The sequence below is a fragment of the Meiothermus sp. CFH 77666 genome (assembly GCF_017497985.1).
Lineage (GTDB): Bacteria > Deinococcota > Deinococci > Deinococcales > Thermaceae > Meiothermus.
In genome coordinates this window covers 67894-89782 of sequence record NZ_JAGDFV010000003.1, presented here as the reverse complement: position 1 = coordinate 89782, position 21889 = coordinate 67894, and the positions used below count along the sequence as shown (strand labels likewise).

At 59.7% G+C, this 21889-nt stretch carries 21 protein-coding genes; 8 read left to right on the top strand and 13 right to left on the bottom strand.

Annotated elements, in window-relative coordinates; translation table 11 throughout:
• Nucleotides 1-237 precede the first annotated feature (237 nt).
• The 6 genes from J3L12_RS02805 to J3L12_RS02780 all read right to left on the bottom strand — a co-directional run bounded on the left by J3L12_RS02805 (nucleotide 238) and on the right by J3L12_RS02780 (nucleotide 7540).
• Nucleotides 238-1650 (bottom strand): gamma-aminobutyraldehyde dehydrogenase, encoded by a 1413-nt coding sequence (locus J3L12_RS02805; RefSeq protein WP_243454873.1) that lies wholly within the window; start codon nucleotides 1648-1650, stop codon nucleotides 238-240.
• Nucleotides 1651-1775: 125 nt separating this feature from the next.
• On the bottom strand, nucleotides 1776-2585 hold the full coding sequence (locus J3L12_RS02800) for an ABC transporter permease (RefSeq protein ID WP_208013521.1): 810 nt from the start codon (nucleotides 2583-2585) through the stop codon (nucleotides 1776-1778).
• A gap of 101 nt (nucleotides 2586-2686) precedes the next feature.
• On the bottom strand, nucleotides 2687-3601 hold the full coding sequence (locus tag J3L12_RS02795; RefSeq protein WP_208013520.1) for an ABC transporter permease: 915 nt from the start codon (nucleotides 3599-3601) through the stop codon (nucleotides 2687-2689).
• A gap of 43 nt (nucleotides 3602-3644) precedes the next feature.
• The gene (locus J3L12_RS02790; protein WP_243454859.1) at nucleotides 3645-4664 is read right to left on the bottom strand and encodes an ABC transporter ATP-binding protein; all 1020 of its coding nucleotides are present in this window, start codon (nucleotides 4662-4664) and stop codon (nucleotides 3645-3647) included.
• Between the two features lie 220 nt (nucleotides 4665-4884).
• The gene (locus tag J3L12_RS02785; RefSeq protein ID WP_208013518.1) at nucleotides 4885-6054 is read right to left on the bottom strand and encodes an ABC transporter substrate-binding protein; all 1170 of its coding nucleotides are present in this window, start codon (nucleotides 6052-6054) and stop codon (nucleotides 4885-4887) included.
• A 547-nt stretch (nucleotides 6055-6601) separates the two neighbouring features.
• Complete coding sequence (locus J3L12_RS02780) at nucleotides 6602-7540, bottom strand: LysR family transcriptional regulator (protein ID WP_208013517.1); 939 nt, start codon at nucleotides 7538-7540, stop codon at nucleotides 6602-6604.
• Nucleotides 7541-7655: 115 nt separating this feature from the next.
• Here J3L12_RS02780 and J3L12_RS02775 point away from each other — a divergent pair, with 115 nt between their 5' ends.
• Both J3L12_RS02775 and J3L12_RS02770 read left to right on the top strand, forming a co-directional pair.
• Nucleotides 7656-9098: an NAD-dependent succinate-semialdehyde dehydrogenase gene (locus J3L12_RS02775; RefSeq protein ID WP_208013516.1), complete on the top strand. Its 1443-nt coding sequence runs from the start codon at nucleotides 7656-7658 to the stop codon at nucleotides 9096-9098.
• A 74-nt stretch (nucleotides 9099-9172) separates the two neighbouring features.
• Entirely contained in the window at nucleotides 9173-9583 is a 411-nt protein-coding gene (locus tag J3L12_RS02770) for a DUF3197 domain-containing protein (RefSeq protein WP_208013515.1), read from the top strand.
• A 9-nt stretch (nucleotides 9584-9592) separates the two neighbouring features.
• Here J3L12_RS02770 and J3L12_RS02765 read toward each other — a convergent pair whose 3' ends face one another.
• The 7 genes from J3L12_RS02765 to J3L12_RS02735 form a co-directional block, all read right to left on the bottom strand.
• On the bottom strand, nucleotides 9593-9922 hold the full coding sequence (locus J3L12_RS02765; RefSeq protein WP_208013514.1) for a metal-sulfur cluster assembly factor: 330 nt from the start codon (nucleotides 9920-9922) through the stop codon (nucleotides 9593-9595).
• Between the two features lie 112 nt (nucleotides 9923-10034).
• Nucleotides 10035-10853 (bottom strand): ABC transporter ATP-binding protein, encoded by an 819-nt coding sequence (locus J3L12_RS02760; RefSeq protein WP_208013513.1) that lies wholly within the window; start codon nucleotides 10851-10853, stop codon nucleotides 10035-10037.
• A gap of 268 nt (nucleotides 10854-11121) precedes the next feature.
• On the bottom strand, nucleotides 11122-12330 hold the full coding sequence (locus J3L12_RS02755; protein WP_208013512.1) for an ABC transporter substrate-binding protein: 1209 nt from the start codon (nucleotides 12328-12330) through the stop codon (nucleotides 11122-11124).
• 124 nt (nucleotides 12331-12454) lie between these two features.
• The gene (locus J3L12_RS02750) at nucleotides 12455-13531 is read right to left on the bottom strand and encodes a branched-chain amino acid ABC transporter permease (RefSeq protein ID WP_208013511.1); all 1077 of its coding nucleotides are present in this window, start codon (nucleotides 13529-13531) and stop codon (nucleotides 12455-12457) included.
• Nucleotides 13532-13645: 114 nt separating this feature from the next.
• Nucleotides 13646-14554, bottom strand: coding sequence for a branched-chain amino acid ABC transporter permease (locus tag J3L12_RS02745; RefSeq protein WP_208013510.1), 909 nt, complete (start codon nucleotides 14552-14554; stop codon nucleotides 13646-13648).
• A gap of 3 nt (nucleotides 14555-14557) precedes the next feature.
• Complete coding sequence (locus tag J3L12_RS02740) at nucleotides 14558-16504, bottom strand: long-chain fatty acid--CoA ligase (RefSeq protein ID WP_208013509.1); 1947 nt, start codon at nucleotides 16502-16504, stop codon at nucleotides 14558-14560.
• Nucleotides 16505-16594: 90 nt separating this feature from the next.
• Nucleotides 16595-17362, bottom strand: a complete 768-nt coding sequence (locus J3L12_RS02735; protein WP_208013508.1) for an ABC transporter ATP-binding protein — start codon at nucleotides 17360-17362, stop codon at nucleotides 16595-16597.
• 443 nt (nucleotides 17363-17805) lie between these two features.
• Here J3L12_RS02735 and rpmH point away from each other — a divergent pair, with 443 nt between their 5' ends.
• The 6 genes from rpmH (at nucleotide 17806) to prmC (ending at nucleotide 21859) form a co-directional block, all read left to right on the top strand.
• Nucleotides 17806-17964, top strand: a complete 159-nt coding sequence (gene rpmH / locus J3L12_RS02730) for a 50S ribosomal protein L34 (protein WP_208013507.1) — start codon at nucleotides 17806-17808, stop codon at nucleotides 17962-17964.
• A 119-nt stretch (nucleotides 17965-18083) separates the two neighbouring features.
• Nucleotides 18084-18416 carry a ribonuclease P protein component gene (gene rnpA, locus J3L12_RS02725; protein ID WP_208013506.1) on the top strand — a complete coding sequence of 111 codons (333 nt, stop codon included), beginning with the start codon at nucleotides 18084-18086 and terminating at the stop codon, nucleotides 18414-18416.
• Nucleotides 18417-18463: 47 nt separating this feature from the next.
• Nucleotides 18464-18718, top strand: a complete 255-nt coding sequence (gene yidD, locus J3L12_RS02720; RefSeq protein WP_208013581.1) for a membrane protein insertion efficiency factor YidD — start codon at nucleotides 18464-18466, stop codon at nucleotides 18716-18718.
• Between the two features lie 13 nt (nucleotides 18719-18731).
• Nucleotides 18732-20108, top strand: a complete 1377-nt coding sequence (locus J3L12_RS02715) for a YidC/Oxa1 family membrane protein insertase (protein WP_208013505.1) — start codon at nucleotides 18732-18734, stop codon at nucleotides 20106-20108.
• 247 nt (nucleotides 20109-20355) lie between these two features.
• Nucleotides 20356-20976, top strand: coding sequence for a R3H domain-containing nucleic acid-binding protein (locus J3L12_RS02710; protein WP_208013504.1), 621 nt, complete (start codon nucleotides 20356-20358; stop codon nucleotides 20974-20976).
• Complete coding sequence (prmC, locus tag J3L12_RS02705) at nucleotides 20960-21859, top strand: peptide chain release factor N(5)-glutamine methyltransferase (RefSeq protein ID WP_208013503.1); 900 nt, start codon at nucleotides 20960-20962, stop codon at nucleotides 21857-21859. Before J3L12_RS02710 ends, prmC begins: the two co-directional genes overlap by 17 nt.
• Nucleotides 21860-21889 lie beyond the last annotated feature (30 nt).

Below are 21889 nucleotides of genomic sequence, written 5' to 3'. Positions count from 1 at the left end.
AGTGGCCGCCTGGAAACTCAAAACCCAAGCACCCGTGGGCCGGATCCGGCCCACGCTGGGGTGCGTAACCTGCGCCCCGGCCCAGACGCATTCTCGTTTTCGCGGGCGGCTACGTCTGTGAAGGGCGCTGTAAGCCGGGTTGGTTCGTCACCGTTAGGCCACAAACCCAACCCAATTTGGTATGCGAATACCCGTGTGAATTTCGCTTTAAGCCTTCGGTGTTGGGCTTTTAGCCCTCTAGTGCTTAACCATGATGTGCCGCGCCACGGTATAGTCCTCGAGCGCGTACATACTCATGTCCTTGCCGTAGCCGGACTGCTTGACCCCCCCGTGGGGCATCTCGTTGACCAGCATGAAGTGAGTGTTGATCCAGGTACAGCCGTACTGCAAGCGGCTGGCAATCCGCATGGCCTTGCCCACATCCTGCGTCCAGACCGAGCTGGCCAGGCCGTAGTCGGAGTCGTTGGCCCAGGCGATGGCCTCTTCCACATCGCTAAAGCGGGTTACGCTCACCACCGGCCCAAACACCTCCCGCCGCACGATTTCGTCGGATTGCAGGGCACCCGCCACCACAGTGGGCTCGTAGAAGAAGCCCTTACCCTCCATGGGGTGGCCCCCCACCGTTACCTCGATGTGCTTCTGCATGCGGGCTCGCTCGACAAAGCTGGCCACCCGGGCCCGCTGCCGCTCGGTAATCAGGGGCCCCATCTCCACCCCTTCCTCGTTTTGCGCCCCCACCTTGATGGACTTGACCGCGTCCGATAGCTCGGCCACAAACTTGTCGTAGATTTTCTTGCCCGCATACACCCGGCAGGCTGCGGTGCAGTCCTGCCCGGCGTTGTAGTAGCCAAAAATTTTGATGCCCTGCACGGCGGCCTCGAGGTCGGCGTCGTCCATCACGATGACCGGGGCCTTGCCGCCGAGCTCGAGGTGGGTGCGCTTCAGGCTTTGCGAAGCGGCCTCGAGCACCCGCTTCCCGGTGGCCACATCGCCGGTCAGGGAAATCATCCGCACCCCCGGCTGGTGAATCAGCGTAGAGCCCACCGTCTCGCCCACCCCGGTCACCACATTCACCACCCCCGGCGGGAAAATCTCCGCCAGCAGTTCGGCCAGCTTGAGGGTGGTCAGGGGCGTCTGCTCACTGGGCTTGAGTACCACCGTGTTGCCTGCAGCCAGCGCCGGGGCCAGCTTCCAGGCCGCCATCATCAGGGGGTAGTTCCAGGGCGCAATGCTCGCTACCACGCCAATAGGATCCCGCCGAATCATGCTGGTATGACCGGCCAGATACTCACCCGCCAGCGCGCCGGTCATGGAACGGGCCGCCCCCGCAAAGAAACGGTAGCAGTCCGAAATAGCCGGGATTTCGTCGTTTAGCGCTGCCGTGTAAGGCTTGCCGCAGTTGAGCGACTCCAGTCGGGCAAACTCCTCGGCGTGCTCGTCAATCTTGTCGGCCAGTTTCAAAAGCATCAGCGAACGGTCTTTCGGCGTGGTTTGCGACCACGCATCAAAGGCTTTTTCAGCCGCATTCACGGCTTGCTTAACCTGTTCCACCGAAGCCTCGGGGAGCTTCAGGAGTACCTCGCCCGTGGCCGGGTTGAGGATGTCCAGAGGGGTGCTCTCCCCGGCCACAAACTGCCCATCAATCAGCATCTTGGTCTGTCCAATCAGTGTTTTGGTTGCCATAATCACTTTCCTTTCTTCCATTTTGGTCACACGTGTGCTTTGTCGCTAAGTTGGTTGCTCTCAACTCGGTTGATCTAGCCCCCAGCCAGCCTTCAGCCGGTTTTGCCTCCCCCGTGCAGGTCGTCGGTATCACGGGTCAGCCACTGGGCCAGCACAATCGGCAAAAAGGTGATGAGCATAACGAACACCGCCACCACATTGGTAATGGGGCGCTCGCGGGGCCGAAACAGCTCATTCAAAAACCAGATGGGCAGGGTCTTCTGGTCGGCGGCGGTAAAGGTGGTCACGATCACCTCGTCAAAGGACAGGGCAAATGAAAGCATCCCGCCCGCCAGCAAAGCTGTGGCAATGCTGGGCAACACCACAAAGCGCCAGGTGGCAAACCAGTCCGCGCCCAGATCCATGGAGGCTTCAATCTGGGAATAGCCCGTGCGTCGGAGCCGTGCGACCACGTTGTTGTACACCGTCACGATGCAGAAGGTGGCATGGCCAATGACTATCGTCCAGAAGCTCGGTTCCAGGGCCAGCCGCTTGAAGGTGGTGAGCAAGGCAATGCCGGTCAGGATGCCGGGCAGGGCAATGGGCAGGATGAGCAGCACGGTGATGAAGTCCTTCCCCAAAAACTGGAAGCGGTACATGGCTGCAGCCACCATCGTTCCCAGCACCAGGGCAATCCCGGTGGCCATAGCCGCTACCTGCAGCGATAGCCAGAGCGCCGCCCACATATCCTGTCGCTGGAAGGCTTCGCCAAACCAGCGCAGGGTCAGGCCGGGGGGCGGAAACTGGTAGGTGCGGTCTTCGGTGGTCAGGGCGTACAGAACGATGATAGCGATGGGAAAATGCAGGAAGAGCATTCCCAGGTAGAACGCGATACGCAGGCCCAGTGAAGGCTTACCCGGCATTGGCTCCCCTCCACCACACGTCCATGGGTTTGAGCCCGGTAATCCAGCCCGCTGTGTAGACAGCCCGCGCACTCTGACCAAAGGCCTTTAACTTCAAACCTTCACAACGCATTGAACGCCCCCAATCGCCGCACAATGAGCAGGTAAATGGCAATAATCACCACCGGCACTACCGAGAAAGCCGCGGCCAGGGGCAGGTTGCCTGCGGTGCCCTGCTGCACATAGACCATCTGCCCAATGAAAAAACCGGGCTGGCCCACCACCTGGGGGATGATGTAGTCGCCCAGTGTGAGCGAGAAGGTAAAAATGGAACCTGCTGCTACACCGGGGATTGCCAGGGGCCAGATCACCTTGCGAAAAGTCTGGCCTGGCCTGGCGCCCAGGTCGGACGAGGCTTGGATGAGCGATTTGGGGACGCGCTCGAGGGCCGCGATAATCGGCAAAATCATGTAGGGAAGCCAGATATAGGTAAAAACCAGAAACATACCCAGGTAGCTGTTGGAGAGGCTGGGGCCACCAACCACCGGTACACTCAGGATGCCTTGCAAAAGCCAGCCCAACCCCAGCAGATTGAAAAACCAGCTCACCACCCCTTCGCCCGCCAAAATTAAGCGCCAGGCATAGACCTTGACCAGGTAGCTGGACCACAGCGGCAACAGCACCATCAGATACCAGAAGGTTCTGGCATGGCCTTTGGTATAGAAGGCTATGTAATAGGCAATCGGGAAGCCAATGGCGATGCAGGCCAGCGTGACCACCAGGGCCATCAGGGTAGTACGCACCACGATATCCACGTTGGCCGAAGAGCTAAAGAGCTGCTGAAAAGCCGAGAGCGAAAAGCGATACTCCACCTGGCCGGTAAAGTCGTTGAGGGAGTAGAAGCTGTAGAGCATCAGGTTGAAGAGCGACCCCAGATAGATGATGCCCAGCCAGAGCAGGGGTGGTATCAGCAACAACGACAACAGCAGCAACGGACGCACATACAGCACGTCGGAAAGGCGGCGGCGCAGGGTCATGCGCCCCTCCCGCTCGCCCAGGTGGACAACCGCATGGCGCTGCTCACACCGCCTCCCGCAAAGGCCGCAGCGAACCGCTTTCCCAGCTCAAGGTAACGGCGCTGCCAATCTGCAAGCCCTGTTCTTCGGACGGCGTGACCGCCGTCAGGCGCTCCTCCCCTACCTGGACTTCGTAGCGGGTCTGGGCACCCAGGTAGTGAATATCCAGCAGGGTGCCGCTCAAACAGTTGGGGCCGTTCTGGCTCCCCGGCTGAATGGCGATGCGCTCCGGGCGCAGTGCATACCGGCCCCCTTCGAGCCCCAGCAGGCGGCCCTCGAGGACATTGGCGCTGCCCACAAAGCGGGCCACAAACTCGGTCTGGGGGTACTCGTAAAGCCGCTTGGGGGTGTCGAGCTGCTCTATACGGCCTTGGTTGAACACCGCCACCCGGTCGGACATGGAAAGGGCCTCGCCCTGGTCGTGGGTGACGTAGATGAAGGTAATGCCCAACTGGCGTTGCAGGGCCTTCAGCTCGATTTGCATCTCCTCGCGCAGCTTCAAGTCCAGCGCACCCAGGGGCTCGTCTAGCAACAGTAGCCTGGGCCGGTTGATGAGGGCGCGGGCTAGAGCCACCCGCTGCCGCTGACCGCCTGAAAGCTGCCCTGGCCGCCGATCCCCCAACCCTGCCAGCTTGACCAGTTCCAGCATCTCCTCGGCCCGCCGGTGGCGCTCTGGCCGGGGCACCCCCCGCACCATGAGCGCATATGCTACGTTGTCGCGCACGTTCATGTGCGGAAAGAGCGCATAGTCCTGAAAGACCGTGTTCACATCGCGAGCATAGGGCGGCAGCCGGGAGGCATCCTGCCCAAACAGCACAATCTGCCCCGAGGTAGGCTGCTCAAACCCACCAATCAGGCGCAGACAGGTGGTCTTGCCCGAACCCGACGGCCCTAGCATGGAGAAAAATTCGCCGGGGAGGATTTCCAAATCCACCCCGTCCACGGCCTTTACCGGGCCAAAGTAGCAGGACACCTCGCGGAGTACCACAGCAGCCTGCACAGACGTTTTCGGCTCTTTGAGCATTTGCACCATCGTAGTGGGATCGTCACCAATTTGCCGAGGGCCTTGGGTTGGGAATCTGGGGCCCTGGCCCCTGGGTTTCCTCCAGGAGCCCCTCACCCCCGGCTAGAAAGTTTTGATGCTCAGGTAGCCCCCTAGCCGAGGGTTGCGAACCGTCGGCATAGCATCCTTCACCAAATTTTGTCGTGCCATCAGCTACCAGCTATTCGCCACACGCAAATTCTCAGCGCCCTCCCTGAATAGCGATGTAATCGCTCACCCAACGGCTGTAGGGCACACACTGGTTGTTCTGGGTGCGGCACTGGGCGGTCGGCGTGCGCCAGAAGAAAATCTTGTCGAAGTCGTTGAAGCCCTGGTTCTTACAGCCGTCTGCCGGCAGCAAAGAGCCGGGGGTGTTGCAGGCTGCGGGCACCACCGGGTTGGAACCAAACCAGCCGGCAATGTCGGCCTGCACCTTGTTGGTAAGTTGCCAGTTAAGCCAGCGGTAGGCACAGTTGGAGTTTTTGGAGTTGGCCGCCAGCATGGTGGTATCGGCCCAGCCGGTAGCCCCCTCCTTCGGCACTACCCAGTCGATGGGGCGCTTGTTGGCCTTGAGGGTATTGACCTGGAAAATCCAGGTAGTCGAGGCCACCACGCCTTCGTTGGTGAAGTCCTGCACCTGGGCGTTGGCATCGTTCCAGTAGCGCTGGAGCAGCGTGCGTTGCTGGCGCAGCAGCTTGAGCACCTCCTGGTACTGCCGCTCGTTGAGCTCGTAGGGGTCTTTGATGCCAAGCTCGGGTCGGGTACGCATCAGGTACAGCGCTGCATCGGCCACGTAGATGGGGCCGTAGTAGGCCTGGATACGGCCTTTGTTGCTTTTGCCATCGGGGAGAATCATCTCTTCAAAAACCACCTTCCAGCTATCCGGGGGGGTCTTGAAGACGTTGGTGTTGTAGGCTAGCACGTTCACGCCAAACTGGTAGGGCACCCCGTAGCGCACCCCATTGACCACATACCAGGGCGAGTTGAGCAGGCGGCGGTCGAGGTTGCGGGTGTTGGGAATCAGGTTCCAGTTGATGGGAGCTACCACATTGCCCGCAATCAGGCGCTGGGTGGCATCGCCCGAGGCGGTGACGAGGTCGTAACCGCCCTGGTTCATCAGGCGCACGGCTTCGTCGGAGCTGCTGAAAACCTTGACCGTCACCTTGCAGCCGGTTTCCTTTTCAAACCCCGTGACCCAGTCCGCGCTCTTGTCGGTTGAGCCGTTTTCCACGTACCCCGGCCAGGCCAGGATGTTGAGCTGACCTTCGCTGGGCCCCAGCGACTGCTTTGCCCGGCTGGCCGGAAGCTGGGCCACCGCCAGACCTGCCACGGCTGCCAGACCCACCACTGCCAAGAACCACCGTGTTCTCATACACCCTCCTCGTATACGACAGCCCCTAGGCTTTGCCATACCCACGCAACCACTCGAGCTGTCGAACTGCTCTATACGATATAGACCTAGGTTGGCGGCAAACAAGCAACCTGTCTATATAGGAGGCATCGGCAAAAAAGATAGCTCCGGGCTAAGTGCACAGTCGTATAAATACCCGTACAAAGTGTCCATTGCGGCACGGACTATGCAGTACGCTCTTGCAAAAGCCGTAGCAGAAACCTTTTCGTTCCTCCCCTACCGTGTGGGGGAGGTTAGGTGGGGTTGCTGAGCAGCGACTTTGCGTAACCTGGTGGTTGAGGGCCTCACCCAATACCCTCCCCCACCCTCCCTACGTGGTAGGGAGGGGGCTCTATGTCAATCCCTCCCGGAAACCCGGAGGTGTACGGACATCTCTACGACGATGTACTAAGTTGCGCCCGTATAAGGTCTAGAGATGAATCCAGGCTGCGCGAGAAAATCATGCTCCAGGCGCAATACCCGCATGGTTTTCGATCATGCCATTATCCAAAACATAGGCGGGAGGTACTTAGTCTGGAGTACTCAGCAGCTCGGCATAGTTCATGCCGTACTCCTGCACCCGGCTGTGTTCACCGACCACCACCAAAAACTGCCGGGCCGCCTCACTGAGCGCACTTCCCCGGCGCCAGGCTACGCCAATCTCCAGCCGGGGCAGATCTTCTTGCAAAGGCCGCGACTCCAGCCGGTCTCCCTCGAGGCTCCAGGGCCTGTACATCAGGTTGGGCAGCACCGCCACCCCGATACCCAGGGCTACCAGGCTCCGCACGGCCTCGATGGAGTCGGTGCGTACAGCCACCGGAGGGGAACCGCTCAGGCGGTAGATCTGCTGGCTGACCTCCTCGAGCTCATCGTTCTTGAGCGACAAAAAACGCTCCGTCTGCAAGTCCTGAAGCGCCACCCTTTCGCGCTGAACCAGCGGATGGTTGGATGCCAGCCAGACCCGCCAGGGGGCCCGCAGCAAGGTGCGGGTTTCGATGGCCTGCTTGTCCACCACCGAAACATTCATCACCGCCACGTCGAGTTCGCCATTAATCAGCAGGTGCTCGATGTAACCCCGCCGGTCTTCCACCACCACGACCTGAATACCCGGAAACACCCGCTCGAATCGATCCAGCAAATAGGGCAGGTAGTAGGCCGTCACCAGGCTGGTCACCCCCAGGTTTAGCTGCCCGGTAGTGGCATCGGGGCGTTCGCGGATGGCCTGCTCGGCGTTGCGGAGTGCGGCTAGCACCTCGTGGGCGTGGCGCAGAAACTGGTGTCCCGCATGGGTCAGAGTCATGCCCCTGGCGTGTCGGGTAAACAGCTCGGCGCCCAGGGTATCTTCCAGCTTCTTGATGGCCTCTGTGACCACCGACTGGGTCACGTTCAGCGAGGTCAGGGCTTTGGAAATCGAGCCCGACTCGGCCACCGCAATGAAGTAGACCAACTGCTTGAGCGAGATTTGCACCGAAGACTCCTATCGGCAGAACCGATATAAATAGTCTAGTGGCTCCGCCCGACCCTGAACAGCGCTACGCTTGCGGCAGCGTGAGCAAGGTATGCTTGATGGACGAGGTGTAGCTATGGTCAAAGACTTCGATTTTCCCCGCAGTGCCTATGTGGGCGGCACATGGCATCAGACCCCCAAAACTTTTGCGGTTAAAAGCCCCTATAGCGGCGAACTGCTGGCCCAGGTCGCCGACTGTGGCGAGGCCGAGGCCCGTATGGCCGCCGACGCTGCGGTAGCAGCCTTCAAGGAGTGGAAAAAGCTCACCGGTTTCGAGCGCGGTAAAATCCTGCGCAAATGGAACGACCTGCTTATTGCTCACCAGGAAGAGCTGGGGCGCCTGACCGCCTTGGAGATGGGCAAGCCCATCACCGAGGCCAAAGGAGAAGTTCTGTATGCGGCCAGCTTCGTGGAATGGTGCGCCGAGGAAGCCCCCAGGGTAAATGGGGAGCTGATTCATTCGCGTTTCCCCCACAAGCGCCAGATGGCCGTCTACGAGCCGGTAGGGCCGGTGTATGCCGTGACCCCCTGGAACTTCCCCACCAGCATGATAACCCGCAAGGCCGCCCCCGCGCTGGCCGCAGGCTGCACCATCATCGTCAAACCTGCCGAGCAAACCCCCCTGTGCGCTTTGTACCTGGCCAAGCTCTGGGAGGAAGCCGGAGGCCCCGCCGGCACCCTGCAAGTGCTGCCCGCTGCCGACCCGGTGCCGGTCTCCAGGGTCTTGATGGAGGACATGCGCATCCGCAAAATCACCTTTACCGGCTCCACGCCCGTCGGCAAAATCCTCTATCGTCAGGGGGCCGACACCATGAAGCGGGTTTCCCTCGAGCTCGGCGGCAACGCTCCCTTCATCGTGTTTGAGGATGCCGATATCGAAAAGGCCGTGCAGTTCACCCTGCTCTCCAAGTACCGCAACGCCGGGCAGACCTGCGTCACCACCAACCGCATTTACGTGCACAGGAAGCTCGAGGCCGACTACGCCGGTGCGCTGGCCGAAGCCGTGAGCCAGCTCAAGGTGGGCGACCCCCTGGATGCCAGCACCAATGTAGGGCCCCTGGTCGAGCAACAGGGCCTGGATAAAGTAATTGCGCACGTGGAGGATGCCCTCTCAAAAGGGGCAAAGGTAGCCACCGGGGGCAAGCCCCTGGGAGGGCTGCTGTACGCACCCACCGTCCTCACCGGCATTCAGCCCGGTATGAAAATTCTGGAAGAAGAAACCTTTGGGCCGGTCGCCCCCTTGATGCCCTTTGAGGACGAAGAACAGGCCATCGCCTGGGCCAACAACACCGACTATGGCCTGGCCGCCTACATCTGGACTAAGGATCTGAGCCGCGCCTTCCGCGTAGCCGAAGCCCTGGAGTATGGCATCGTGGGCGTCAACGACCCTGTCCCCAGTGCGATGGGCTCCAACCTGCCCTTTGGCGGCTACAAAAACTCGGGTCTGGGCCGCGAGGGGGGGCACTGGGGCATGGAGGAGTTCCTCGAGACCAAGCTCATCTCGTTTCTACTGCCATAAATAGAGCCCGCTCAAACAGCAGGGGCGACCAACCGCCCTTCGGATGGTCGCCTTTGTATCGTTAGAATAGGTACATGAACATCGTTGGCCTTCGTGGTGCGCCCAAAGAGACCCTTGCCGAGTTGAAGGAAGCCCTGAAGGGTGTTGATTTTCCTGTAGCCACAGCGACCTACATCACCGACTGGCAGGATCAGCGGGCCCAGGCCCGTTACGCCATTTATGTTCACGAGGGCAAGCACCGGGTGCTGAGCCTGGACGCTTTTGGCCCCCGCTTTGGATCAGAGGGAGATGATGCCCTGAGAGATCTCACCCTCTGGCTCCTGGAGCGAGGAATCAGCAGCTTCAAAGAGGCCGTGGTGGCCCCTTCGGAGTACGCCGCTTTGTTTGAACAATCCAGTGAGGAGATCAGCAGGCTCCTCGCGGCCACCGCCAACCCCACCGACCCCATGCTTTATGTCAAGCGCGGCTTCACCAGCCGCATGTGACGCCTACCCTCAAACGTTGAAACCAAACATGCGCATCTGCCGTTTGCCGTCTTCGGTCATCCTGGCGGGCGTCCAGGGTGGTGTCCATACAAAATCCACATTGACCGCGTTTACGCCCTCGAGGCGCATCACCGCAATTTCGGCATCGGCCTTGACGATGTCCTGGGCAGGGCAGCCGATAGAGGTCAGGGTCATGGTAATGTCCACCACCCCCCCTTCCTTAACCTCGGCATCGTAGACCAGGCCCAGATCCACCACATTCACGGGAATCTCGGGGTCTCGCACCACCTTGAGGGCTTCCAGTACCTGCTCTTTGGTTGGCAGACTCGTCTCGCTCATAGGCTTCATGTTAACCTGGGGTTCTTAGCAGCATCCTGCATTAGATTGCAAAAAGCCGTGGCCTGCGGCGGGGCTTTTTGCCCCACAAGCCACAGGCCACCCACCACCGGCTCTACATAAACCGCTTGCGACGGCGGTAGCTCTTGACGTCCTTGAAGCTCTTGCGCCCTCCCGACTTGGCCACCCCCAGGTAAAACTCCTTTACGTCGGGGTTGGACTCGAGGTATTCCCTGGTGCCTTCCAGGGCAATCCGCCCGGACTCCATGATGTAGCCATAGTGGGCCACCGAGAGGGCTACCCGGGCGTTCTGCTCCACCACCAGCACCGTTACGCCTTCCTCGGCGTTAATCTGGGCCACAATATCGAAAATTTCCCGCACCAGCAGGGGGGCCAGCCCCAGGCTGGGTTCGTCCAGCAGCAAAAGCCGGGGGTTGGCCAGGAGAGCCCGCCCAATGGCCAGCATCTGCTGTTCGCCCCCCGAGCAGTAGCCCGCCAGGCGGGTCTTGATGGCTGCCAGCTTGGGGAAGTAGTGGTAGATGCGCTCGAGGTCTTCCCTTACCTTGGCTCCATCCCGTCGGGTAACCGAGCCCACCCGCAGGTTTTCCTCCACGGTCAGGTGCTTGAAGACCCGCCGCCCCTCCGGCACCTGCACAATGCCCTTGAGCACAATCTGCTCCGGCGGCTTGTTGGCAATGTTTTCGCCCCGGTAGTGAATTGCGCCCGACACCACCTTGCCGTCCTCCGGCACCAGCAGGCCCGAAATAGCCCGCAGGGTGGTGGTCTTCCCGGCGCCGTTCGGGCCCAGCAAGGCGGTGATGTGCCCCTCCGGCACCTTGAGTGAAACCCCCCTCAACACCTGGATGATGTCCTTGTACACCACCTCGATGTTGTTAACTTCCAACAGAATCGGGCCCAGGTCTTCAGGATGCATATCACCTCGCTGCTAATAGCAAATAGCCGATAGCTAGGTGGTCTGGGTCAGTACGTCATACCGAACGTAGCAGAGCGAAGTGAGGAATCTGATGCGCTTCAGTCCACTGCATTCACTACCCCTGAACGGTACCAGAATCCTCGTCGCACCACATGGGCCTCGGAATGACGGTGAGAGAAGTGACGTATCCCGATGACTTTGTTACCAGACCCCCAAGGGCAAAAATTCCTTCACAGTGAGCTATCGGCTTTGGGCTATGAGCGCTCTATTACGGATTCCGAACCTGGCGGAACAGTGCGGAGGTAAAGGGGTCGGTTACCGGCACAAATTTACCCCCTCTGGCTTCCAGCACCCGCAAGCCCTCGGCCCCGGTCTGCTCGGAACGGGTAAAGTCGATCTCGATGCCCGCCTTGGTCGAAACCGCAAAACCCGGCTTGAAGGCGTTCGGGCCGTTCATGCCGATCAGGGCCTGGTAAACGGTTTCGTTATCAATGCGACCATTGAAGCGCTGGGCAGCCCGCTTCATGGCTTCCACCGCAATGGCTGCCGCCAGCATACCGGCGGTATAGTTGGTGGAGTTCAGGATGTCCGCACTGCGGTTGTACCTGGCCGCGAGTTGCTTTTGCAGGGCAATGCCAGGGGTGTTCTCATCCAGGGTGTAGTAGCTGCTCGCCCACAGGAAGCCTTCGGCGGCATCGCCCGCCAGACGAATCAGGTCAGAACCACCGGTATACACCGCCCCCATCTGCTTAATTTTCTTGTCCAGCCCCAGACGCTTGGCGTCTTTGAGGATGTTAGCTACCGGGCCGGCCACGTTCTGGTGGATAATGTACTGCACCCCTGCCGCATCCAGCGCGCGCAACAACGCGGTATTGTCCAGGTTACCCCCACCCACTTCCCGCACATCCACAATGCTCTGGCCAAGCCGCTGGGCCGCCCGGCGGGCATGATCCACCACCGCCCGCCCAAAGGGGCTGGGGTTCACCACCAGGGCAATTTTGGCGTTCTTGTCGGTGCGGTTGATGTACTCCATCAGCGCTACCACCTGCTCGGAGTAGCTGCTCACCGGCAAAAACATGTACTGGTTGTTGGGCGGGTCAATCAGACCGATGTGTGCCGAGGCCGGGAGGGTCGGCATTTTGACCTCGTTTATGAGCGGCTTAAGCTGCAGCATGGCGCCGGTGGAATAGCCCAGGTACATCGCAGGCTTGGCCCGGTCCAGGGCTTCTTCAAAGATGCGCTGGGTGTTGGGGTTCTGGTACTGGTCGTCCCGCACGGTGCAGTTCAGGGTAACGCCCGGAATCAACTTCTGCTCGTTGGCGTATTTGCAGTAATCCTCAATGCCGGCCCCATACGGCCCCCCCACGTCCGAGGTGGGCCCGGTCACGGCCCCCGACCACAGCAGGTTCACCGTACGCCCCTGGGCCATCGCCAGTCCCAGCATGGCCACCATCCCTAAAACAATCGCTCGCTTCATGGCTCCTCCTGTTCGTTCAAAAAGCTTCTCTTTCTGATTGCAACGCGCATCACGCGATGTTGCCTGGGTTGCTGATTGCTGATGGCTAATAGCCTATAGTTTGGATGATCTGTTGGCTATCTACCTAATACTTAAACGGCCACGTTCGGAAATAACTTCGCAAGAGCCGCCACCAGTTGTATAGCCCCCTGGGCTCGAAGACCAGGAACAGCACAATTACCAGGCCAAAGGAAAGGGGCAACAAGGCCGAGGCCACATCCACGCCCGCCGGGGTAATGCTCTGAATGAAGGCATTGGACTTCATCCACTCCGAGAGCCGTTCCATGTAGAGCCGCAAAAACTCGATAAAGGCCGGGCCCAGCAGGCTACCCACCACCGTGCCCAGCCCACCCACAATGGCCATGGCCAAAAGCGCCACCGAGCGGCCCAGGGTGAACTCCTCCACCACCACGGCCCGCTGCATATAGGCCAGCAAACCACCGGCAATGCCCCCATAAAAAGCACCCAGGGCAAAAGCGAAGAGCTTGGTACGTCCCGGATCCATCCCCATTGCATCGGCGGCGCGGTCGTTGTCACGGACGGCAATGAGGGCGCGGCCATATTTGCCCCGCAACAGGTTACGCCAGGCCATCACCATCAGCACCAGCACGAACAAAATGACGTAGTACCAGAAGTAGTTGTGGTTGCGGAAGCCGATTTCCAGGCCCAGGAAGTTGCGCATCTCCACCGGAATCGCAGCCCCCTGGGCCAGCGCCGGGCTGCGCCCTACCACCCATACAAAAATCTCCTGGAAGGCCAGCGTGGCCAGGGCCAGGTAGAGGTGCTTGACCCGGAGGCTGGGAATCCCCACGATAAAGCCGATAATGGCCGCCGTGAGGCCCCCCAGGGGAATAGTCAGCCAGAAGGGCAGGTTGGGCGCGCTCAGGGCCACGGTATAGGCCCCGACTCCCATGAATGCGGCTTGGCCCACGCTAATGAGCCCAGCATAGCCGGTGGTGATGTTGAGCCCCAAAACCGCAATGGCGTAAATCAGGATGAAGTTAAGCACCAGCACCTGCGAGCGCTCTAAAAACATCGGCAGGATGCACAGGGCCACCAGCAGCAACACCACCGAGAGAATCTCGCGGTAGTTGGCAAAGATGGTGGTGTCTTGCACATAGGACGTGCGGTAGTTGCCGGTCTGGGCCCAGGGGTTACGCATGGGCACCTCCGGCGGGCTGAGAGCTGAAGGCTAAGGGCTGCAAACCAGAACCGACCTTTCCTTTAGCCTTCGGCTTTCGGCTTTCAGCTTTCAGCAATAGTCCAGTGTTCAGCGTCATACCCGCTCGATCTCCTCGGTGCCAAACAACCCGTGTGGCTTGAACCACAGCATGACCAAGAGCACCACAAAAGGCATCACGTACTGCGAGCCACCCCCCACCAGACCAATCTGGCTGAACAGGCCATCCAGGTAAGCCGTGGAAAAAGATTGCAGGATGCCGATAATGATACCTCCGACCACCGCCCCTGGCACGGAGTCCAGCCCACCCAGAATTACCGCCGGGAAGACCGCCAGCCCAATGGCAATCAGGCCGTCCTGGTTCAGCCCCGAGACCGCCCCCACCACGATGCCGGCAGCTGCTGCCGTCAGGCCCGCCACGGCCCAGGCCAACGCAAACACCCGCTGCACCGAGACCCCCACACTCATAGAGGCCATCTGGTCGTCGGCCACGGCCCGCATGGAAACCCCCAGCACTGAGCGCTGGAAGAACCAGCCAAACAGCAGCAGGAAGACGGCGGTAAAGCCAATCGCCAGGAGCTGCGGGTACGAAACGCTGATGCCCCCCAGGTTAAGGCCCCCCTGCGGCAAAAACTGCGGAAAGGTAAAATTGCCCGAGCCAAAGGGGGTCAGGTACATCAGGCCATCTAACACACTGGCCAGCCCGATGGTCACCATGATCACCGAGATAATCGGCTGCCCCACCATCCTGCGTAAAAAAATTCGCTCTACCAGAAAGCCCAGCCCGGCCGTGAGCAGCATGGCCAGCAGGGCCGCCAGCAAGACCGGCAGCTTGACCCATACCGCCAGCGCATAGGCCAGAAAAGCCCCGATGGCGATAAACTGCCCGTTGGAAAAATTGATCACCCGGCTGGATTTGTAGACCAGCACAAACCCCAGCGCGGCCAGGGCATAGATACAGCCCACTGCAATCCCGGAGATGAGGTTCTGCACAAAGTCAATCAAGGCTCACCCTCCTACACCTACAAGTTCCCTGCTACCCTCGGCCTCGAGCACACTGACCTCGGTAGAAACCTTCTGCACCGTGCCGTCCTGGTATTTGAACTCGGTCTCTACCTGCACCTTGCTGGTTTGGCTGTAGAGCGCGTCCACAAGCGGTTGGTAGCGCTGCATAATGAATTTGCGACGAACCTTACCGGTGCGGGTCAGCTCATCATCGTCGGCATCGAGCAGCTTGTACAGGAGCACGAAGCGCTTGATCCGCAGGTGTTCGGGGAGTCCGTCGTTGACTGCCTTGACCTCCTTGCGAATCAGGTCGGCCACCTGGGGTTTTTGCGAGAGGTCAATATAGGTGGTGTAGGCAATCCGGTTGTCCTCGGCCCATTTGCCCACGGTCTGCGGGTCTACATTGATAAAGGCCGTCAGGTAGGGCTTCTGGTCGCCAAACACCACGGCCTCTTTGATGTAGGGGCTAAACTTGAGTTTGTTCTCGATAAACTGGGGGCTGAACATCTGCTGGGTGCTGGTGTGCATCACATCCGAGACCCGGTCAATCACCACCAGGTGTCCCTCGGGTGTCAGGTAGCCGGCGTCGCCCGTATGCAGCCAACCATCCGCGAAGGTCTCGGCGGTGGCCTCGGGGTTCTGCCAGTAGCCCGCCACCACAGCATCCGAGCGACAGAGGATTTCGCCCCGTTCGCTAATTTTGACCTCGCCACCGGGAATCGGCACCCCTACCGTATCGGCCCGCACGTCGCCGTCGCGGTGTACAAAGGCAATCCCGATAATCTCGGTCTGGCCGTAGATTTGCTTGAGGTTGACCCCAATGGCGTGATAGAAGCGGAAGACATCCGGCCCCAGCGCCGCCCCACCGGTATAGGCCCGACGCAGACGCAAAAAGCCCAGCTGGTCGCGCAGTGGCTTGAACATAATCTGGTCGGCGAACCAGTAGGCGAGCCGCAGACCCAGCGGCATGGGCTTGCCATGCATGCGGTAGTCGGCCGCACGATAACCAATTTTCAGCATCTGGTTGTACACCCAGCGGTTGAAGGCATAGGTCTCGGAGATGCGCACCCAAATCTGGCTCTGGGTGCCTTCCCAAACCCTGGGGGGACTGAACATCACATGGGGCCCGATCTCCTTGAGGTCGCTCATGGCGGTTTCCACCGACTCGGGCATGTTGACGGCAAAACCCCCTGCCAGGGCCATCCCCACCGACATCATCTGTTCGCCAATCCAGGCGAAGGGCAGGAAGGAGAGGTAGTCGTCGGTGGGCTCGAGGGGGTCTATTTCCTGCAGGGCCACCCCCATGTGCAGCAGATTCCGGTGGCGCAGCATAGCGGCCTTGGGCCTGCCGGTGGTGCCGGAGGTCAGCGACAGGTGGCAGACATCCTCAGCGTGCCCCTGGGCGATGCGCTCTTCTACCGCCTGCGGATGCTGGCGCAGATACTCCTCGCCAAGCCGCTCCACCTCCTCGAAGCCGATAATCCAGGGGTCGTCGCGGTAGGCCCGCATACCCTTGGGGTCTTCGTAGATAACCTTGCGAACGCTGGGAATTTCGCTGCGGATCTCCAGAAGTTTGTCCACCTGCTCCTGGTCTTCGGCGACTACAAAAGCGGCCCCGGTATAGGAGAGCACGTAGGCAATCTCGGGGGGCAGCGAGGACTGGTAGACCCCCACCGATATACCTCCAAGGGACTGCGCGGCCAGCTCTGCATAGAGCCACTCAGGAATGTTGTCCGCAATCACTGCAAGGCGCTCGCCCTTTTCGAAGCCCAACGCCAGAAGACCTGCGGCGAAGTGGGTTACGTGCCGGTAGTAGTCGGCGTAGGTAATCTCGTTCCAGATGCCATAGTCTTTTTCGCGGATGGCCACCCGGCGCGGGGTTTCTCTGGCCCGCATCTGGAGAACCTGCGGGAGGGTGTATTTTTTGAGTTCGTAGCCGGAGGGCATCATGGGCAACCTCCCCAAAGAGGCCACACGTCACAGGTCGCAGGTTCCATGCCAGAGGTATTTTTAGCTCCGAGACCGAAGGCCTGAAACCATCTAGGCTGCATGATCCACCCCCACATAGGCTTCCTGCACTCGAGGGTTCTGGCTAACCTCCTCGGGCAAGCCGGAGGCGATTACCTGGCCAAAGTCGAGCACGTACACCCGGTCGGAGATGTCCATCACCACCCCCAGGTCGTGCTCGATGAGGATAATCGTGGTGCCGCGTTCGGCCCGAATATCCAGGATGAAGCGCACCATGTCTTCCTTTTCTTCCAGGGTCATACCGGCCATGGGCTCATCGAGGAGCAGCAGTTTGGGCGAGAGGGCCAGCGCCCGGGCGACCTCGACCCGTTTGCGCACACCGTAGGGCAGGTTACCCACCAGGGTTTTGCGGTAGGGCTCGAGCTCCATGAAGTCTATAATCTCCTCGCAGAAGCGGCGGTTCTCCACCCCCACCCGCATGGCCCGCCCGTAGATCAGGATGTTATCCAGCAGGTTGTAGTGCCCGAAGGTGTGGCGGGCCATCAGGAGGTTTTCCAGCACCGACATCCCCGTGAAGAGTTCGATGTTCTGGAAGGCGCGGGCAATTCCGTACTGGGTGACCTGGTGCGGCGAGGCGTGGGTCAGGTCGTGGCCCTCGAAGGTAATCCGGCCCGAACTGGGGTGATAGAAGCCTGATATACAGTTCAACAAACTGGTCTTGCCAGCGCCGTTGGGGCCAATCACCGAGACCAGTTCGCCATTAGCTACCTCGAGGGAAACCTCACTGAGCGCTTTCACGCCACCAAAGCTGAGCGTCACCTTTTCTACCTTAAGCTGCACCGGGCCTCCTTTAGTTATGGTCTGCCTCAAGCTTATCTGAAAAGCAATGTCGTTGCTTGCGTCAGTCCTGGATACTAACAAACGAGCGTTTGGTTGGGGCTGAGTATAGCGAGGCACTCCTCACATGTCAACGTTTTGCGGCAATATTTGCAAAAAAACGTCATATTGCAGGTATTGTGGAAAAGTCCGTTTTTTGTTAAGGCCCCTGAGGATCCCCAGGCTGGCTTGAGGATTGGGTTGTCTGTAGCAGTGAGGGTAGAGCTTCGCGGGGTTTTCCATCTCCACTGCGGCTTCACCGGAACCCTCCTTCACACGGCCAACCGCACCCCGCTTCCCGCCTCTGTACAGTTGTGCTACACTTTTAGGGTTGCCTGGCTCGACCCGGCAGAATTGTTCTGGCAAAACAGGGGGTCTCATAACCCTGGCCAGTTTTGGAGGAAGCAATGAAACGCACTTGGCAACCCAATAAGCGCAAGCGGGCCAAAACCCACGGTTTCCGGGCCCGCATGAAGACCGCCGGAGGCCGCAAGGTGCTGGCTCGCCGCCGCGCCAAAGGCCGCGTCAAGTTGACCGTAAGCAGCGAGCCCCAACTCAGCCGCTAGATCTGGAAGGGTCGCGCAGCTCCCCACGTCTGGGGAGTTTTTTTACCCCAGGGAATGAGGGGAAAGGGATCAGGGGTTAGAAAAACCATCCCTTCTTCTCTAGCCCCTCGAGCATCCCCATGCCGTTCTCTTCGCTCAAAGGAGAAAAAGCCTTTCAGCGCATCCGCGCAGGGCGAGCGGGGCGTGGGCGATACCTGACGGTGCGCTGGTTTCCCCTGCGCCCTACCGCCCACAATCCGGTGCGGGTGGGCATTGTGGTATCCAACAAGGTTTCCAAAAAGGCCACCTTGCGAAACAAGATTCGCCGCCGCCTGCGCGAAATTTTACGCAAAATGCACCTTCCCCCCTGCGAGATGGTGGTGGTGGCCCAGCCCGAAGCAGCGAGTGCGTCCTACTGGGACTTGCTCAAGGACTTAACCCATGCCCTGAAAAAGAGCGGGCTGGTACAATGACACGGGTTGGTTTGCCCTATTGTGGAAACCTAGGTTGGTCTGCGATGTTGAATCGATTGCTGATGGGCAGCGTACGGTTCTACCGGCGCTACATTTCACCCCTGAAACCCCCCACCTGCCGCTTTTATCCCACCTGCAGCCACTATGCCCTGGAGGCCCTGGAACGCCACGGGCCTTTTTGGGGTCTGTACCTGAGCACCAAACGCATTCTGAAGTGCCACCCCCTGCACCCCGGCGGGCTGGATTACGTACCCCAAGAACGCCCCAGGGTCCGCTGGAACCCCCTGGACTCGCTGAAATAAAAGGAGCTACTGGATGAAACGCTGGTTCTGGACAAGTTTGGCTTTGTTCGCCCTCACCCCCGCCTTTGCGCTCACGCCCGAGTGGCGCGATGTGGACGTCAACAAAGATGGCAAGCCCGAAAAGGTGGCCGTCACCAACCTGGCCGATATCGCCTTCAACGAGCAAGGGCAGATTGTGGGTTGGTACATCAAAATGACCCGCGCCACCGACTTTAAGGGCAACTACGACCGCGCCCCCAACCTGGTTCGAGCGGGCCAGACCCTGCCCGGAACCCTCTCCGATTTCTCCCCTACCAGCCAAGAGTTCAGCCGCCAGGAGCCCAACAATCCCGATGCTGACTTTATAGCCCGCTATAGCGACGGCGAAACTACGCTTATCTACACCGTGCATCCGCGCTTCCTAACGATAGATGTAGACATTCAAAGCCCCACCCCCCGCAAGCTTGTCTGGACGGGCATTGGCGGCACCGATAACCCCATTACCAAGTGGCTGGGCCAGGGCAACAACCAGCCCCTCAACGCAGGCCAGGGGCCGGCGGTGTATGTGGGCTGGCAGACCCAGAAAGGTGCGGGCTTTGCCATGTTCCTGAAGCCCCAAAACCCCACCCCCATCAGCCTGACCCAGCTCAATGGGGCAGGCATTGCCGAGGTACAGGCTCCGGCAGGGGGCCTGAAGCTGAAGGTGTACGGCGGGGCCAACGAGCTGGTGCGCCTCAGTGTAGAGGGCTTCTATCAGCTACCGGGGGTGTTCCAGCCCAACATCTGGGGCCAGGTTTCGCTGGGGCTGTTGTGGCTGCTCGAGGAAGCCCACAAGCTGGCCGGGGGAAGCTGGGTGCTGGCGATTGTGCTTATTACTATTCTAATCAGGCTTTTGTTCTGGCCTTTGATGCATCAGCAATATAAAAGCATGGCTGAAATGCAAAAAATTCAGCCCCTGATGAAGAAAATCCAGGAAAAATACAAAGACAACAAGGAGAAGCAGCAAGAGGAGATGATGAAGCTCTACCAGGAGCACAAAATCAACCCCCTGGGCGGCTGCTTTCCCTTGCTCTTGCAAATGCCCATACTATTTTTGATGTATAAGCTGATGTCGGGATATGAGTTCGGCCAAGGATTTCTCTGGGTTCCCGACCTAGCTCTCCCCGATCCCTTATATATTCTTCCCATTTTTTACATACTTGTTATTTTCACGTCCACAGTAATCACTGCTGCTGGGAACAAGGATGCAATTCGACAAGGCATTATCATTAATCTTGTTTTTGCCTTTATCCTTTTTAGTTTTCCGGCTGGTGTGAATTTGTACTACACCCTATTTACGCTATTGGGTGTGGGTCAGCAATATCTCATTAACAAGCAACTTGGAATTGGGAAAGTTCAAACAGTTGGTTGATTGAGCCGAGCCAATAGGATTGCAGCGATAGAACAAACAGGGCTGCAAGATGTCAATCTTGCAGCCCTGTTCCGTAATATTCTGGAGAGGAGGTGATTTGCATGGAGTTCCTTATTGACCTAATTGGCTTTTTGATCACTTGCCGTGCCAATGGTTTGTTCTAAATCGAGTCTCGAAACGCTTACATCAAAGCACCCCTCTGGGGTGCTTTGATGTTCCCTGGTAAGCTATAATCGGACGATTACCTATGGATGACAAAAAGCGAGGACTTGATGATCTGTTATCCGACCTGGGGATTGGGGAGAACGAAACCGCCCCGGAGGTCGTGCTGAAGGAGGGAGAGACCGCCCCCATCGTGACCCCGGCCACCCCGGCGCAAGACCCCAAGACCGCCCTCGAGCACTTCATGGTGGGGCTTTTGCTACGTCTCGACCCGGCCTACTCGGTGGACATTGTGCAGGAGGGCGAGGTTTTTCGGGTAGAGATTCTGGGGGGCGACTCCGGGCGGGTGATTGGGCGCGAGGGCAAAACCCTGCAAAGCCTCGAGTTCATCGCCAATGTGGCCATGGCCAAGCAGTTTGGCTCGACCTACCGGGTGGTGCTGGATGCCGCCGGTTATCGGCGTCGGAATGAGGAGCGCATCCGCCGCATGGCCTCCGATGCGGTGTTGCAGGTGGAGGTGAGCGGCCAGCCCATCGAGCTGCCGCCCATGCGCCCCAGCGAACGGCGCCTGATTCACGTGATGCTCAAACAACACCCTAAGGTGACCACCACCTCGGTGGGCGAGGGGGAAGAGCGGCATGTGATTGTCATGCCTCGGGATGCCAACCAGCCCGCGGTTTCTGAAGAGGATGACGCAGGCGAGTAAAAGCTATCTGGAACTTCTGCGGGAGTTCCAGCGGCGGCTCGAGGCTGCTAGAAAACCCGCTGCTGAGTCGCGCTGGATTGTGGGCCACGCTGCAGGCTTGGACGACAAACAGTTGGCAACCAGGCTGATGCAGGCGGTTCCGCCGGATGTAGAGGAGGCCGCCTGGGCCATGCTGAATTTGCGGCTTACAGGCTACCCCCTGCAACTCTTGTTGGGCGAGACCGAGTTTTATGGTCTGAAGCTCAAAGTGGAGCGCGGGATCCTGATCCCCCGGCCCGAGACCGAAGGGCTGGTGGAGCAAGCCCTGAGCTACGTTCGGGCTGAGGCCGAAACCCGCGTACTGGACATCGGTACGGGCAGCGGGGCCATTGCCCTGGCCGTAAAGGCACTGCGACCCCAAGCCAGGGTATGGGCCACCGACGTCAATCCCAAGGCCCTCGAGCTGGCCCGGCGGAATGCCCAGGAACTAAGGCTCGAGGTCACCTTCCTGGAGGCCCCCTTTACTGCCGACCTGAGCGAGCTGGATCTGATTATCTCCAACCCGCCCTACCTGCCCGAGAGCTACCGCGAGGAGGCCCCACCCGAACTGGCCTACGAAGACCCCTCTGCCCTTTATGCTGGCCTCGAGGGGCTCGACGTAGCCCGCGAACTGCTCCCCCAGGCCTGGAAGGCCCTCAAACCCGGCGGCTGGCTGTGGCTGGAGCTGGCCCCCGAGAACGTCTATACCCTGCTGGCGGAAGCTACCGCGCAGGGCTGGCGTCAGGCCAGGGTATTCCGCGACCTGGCCCAGCAGCCCCGCTACCTGGGCTGCCAGAAGCCCTCCCCTGGCCCCTCCGAACCCGAAGACGAGGAGGCGGGCTTGCTGGTCTGGGATGGCAAATAGGCCGTTAGGGTTGCCCCAACCGCTATAGAA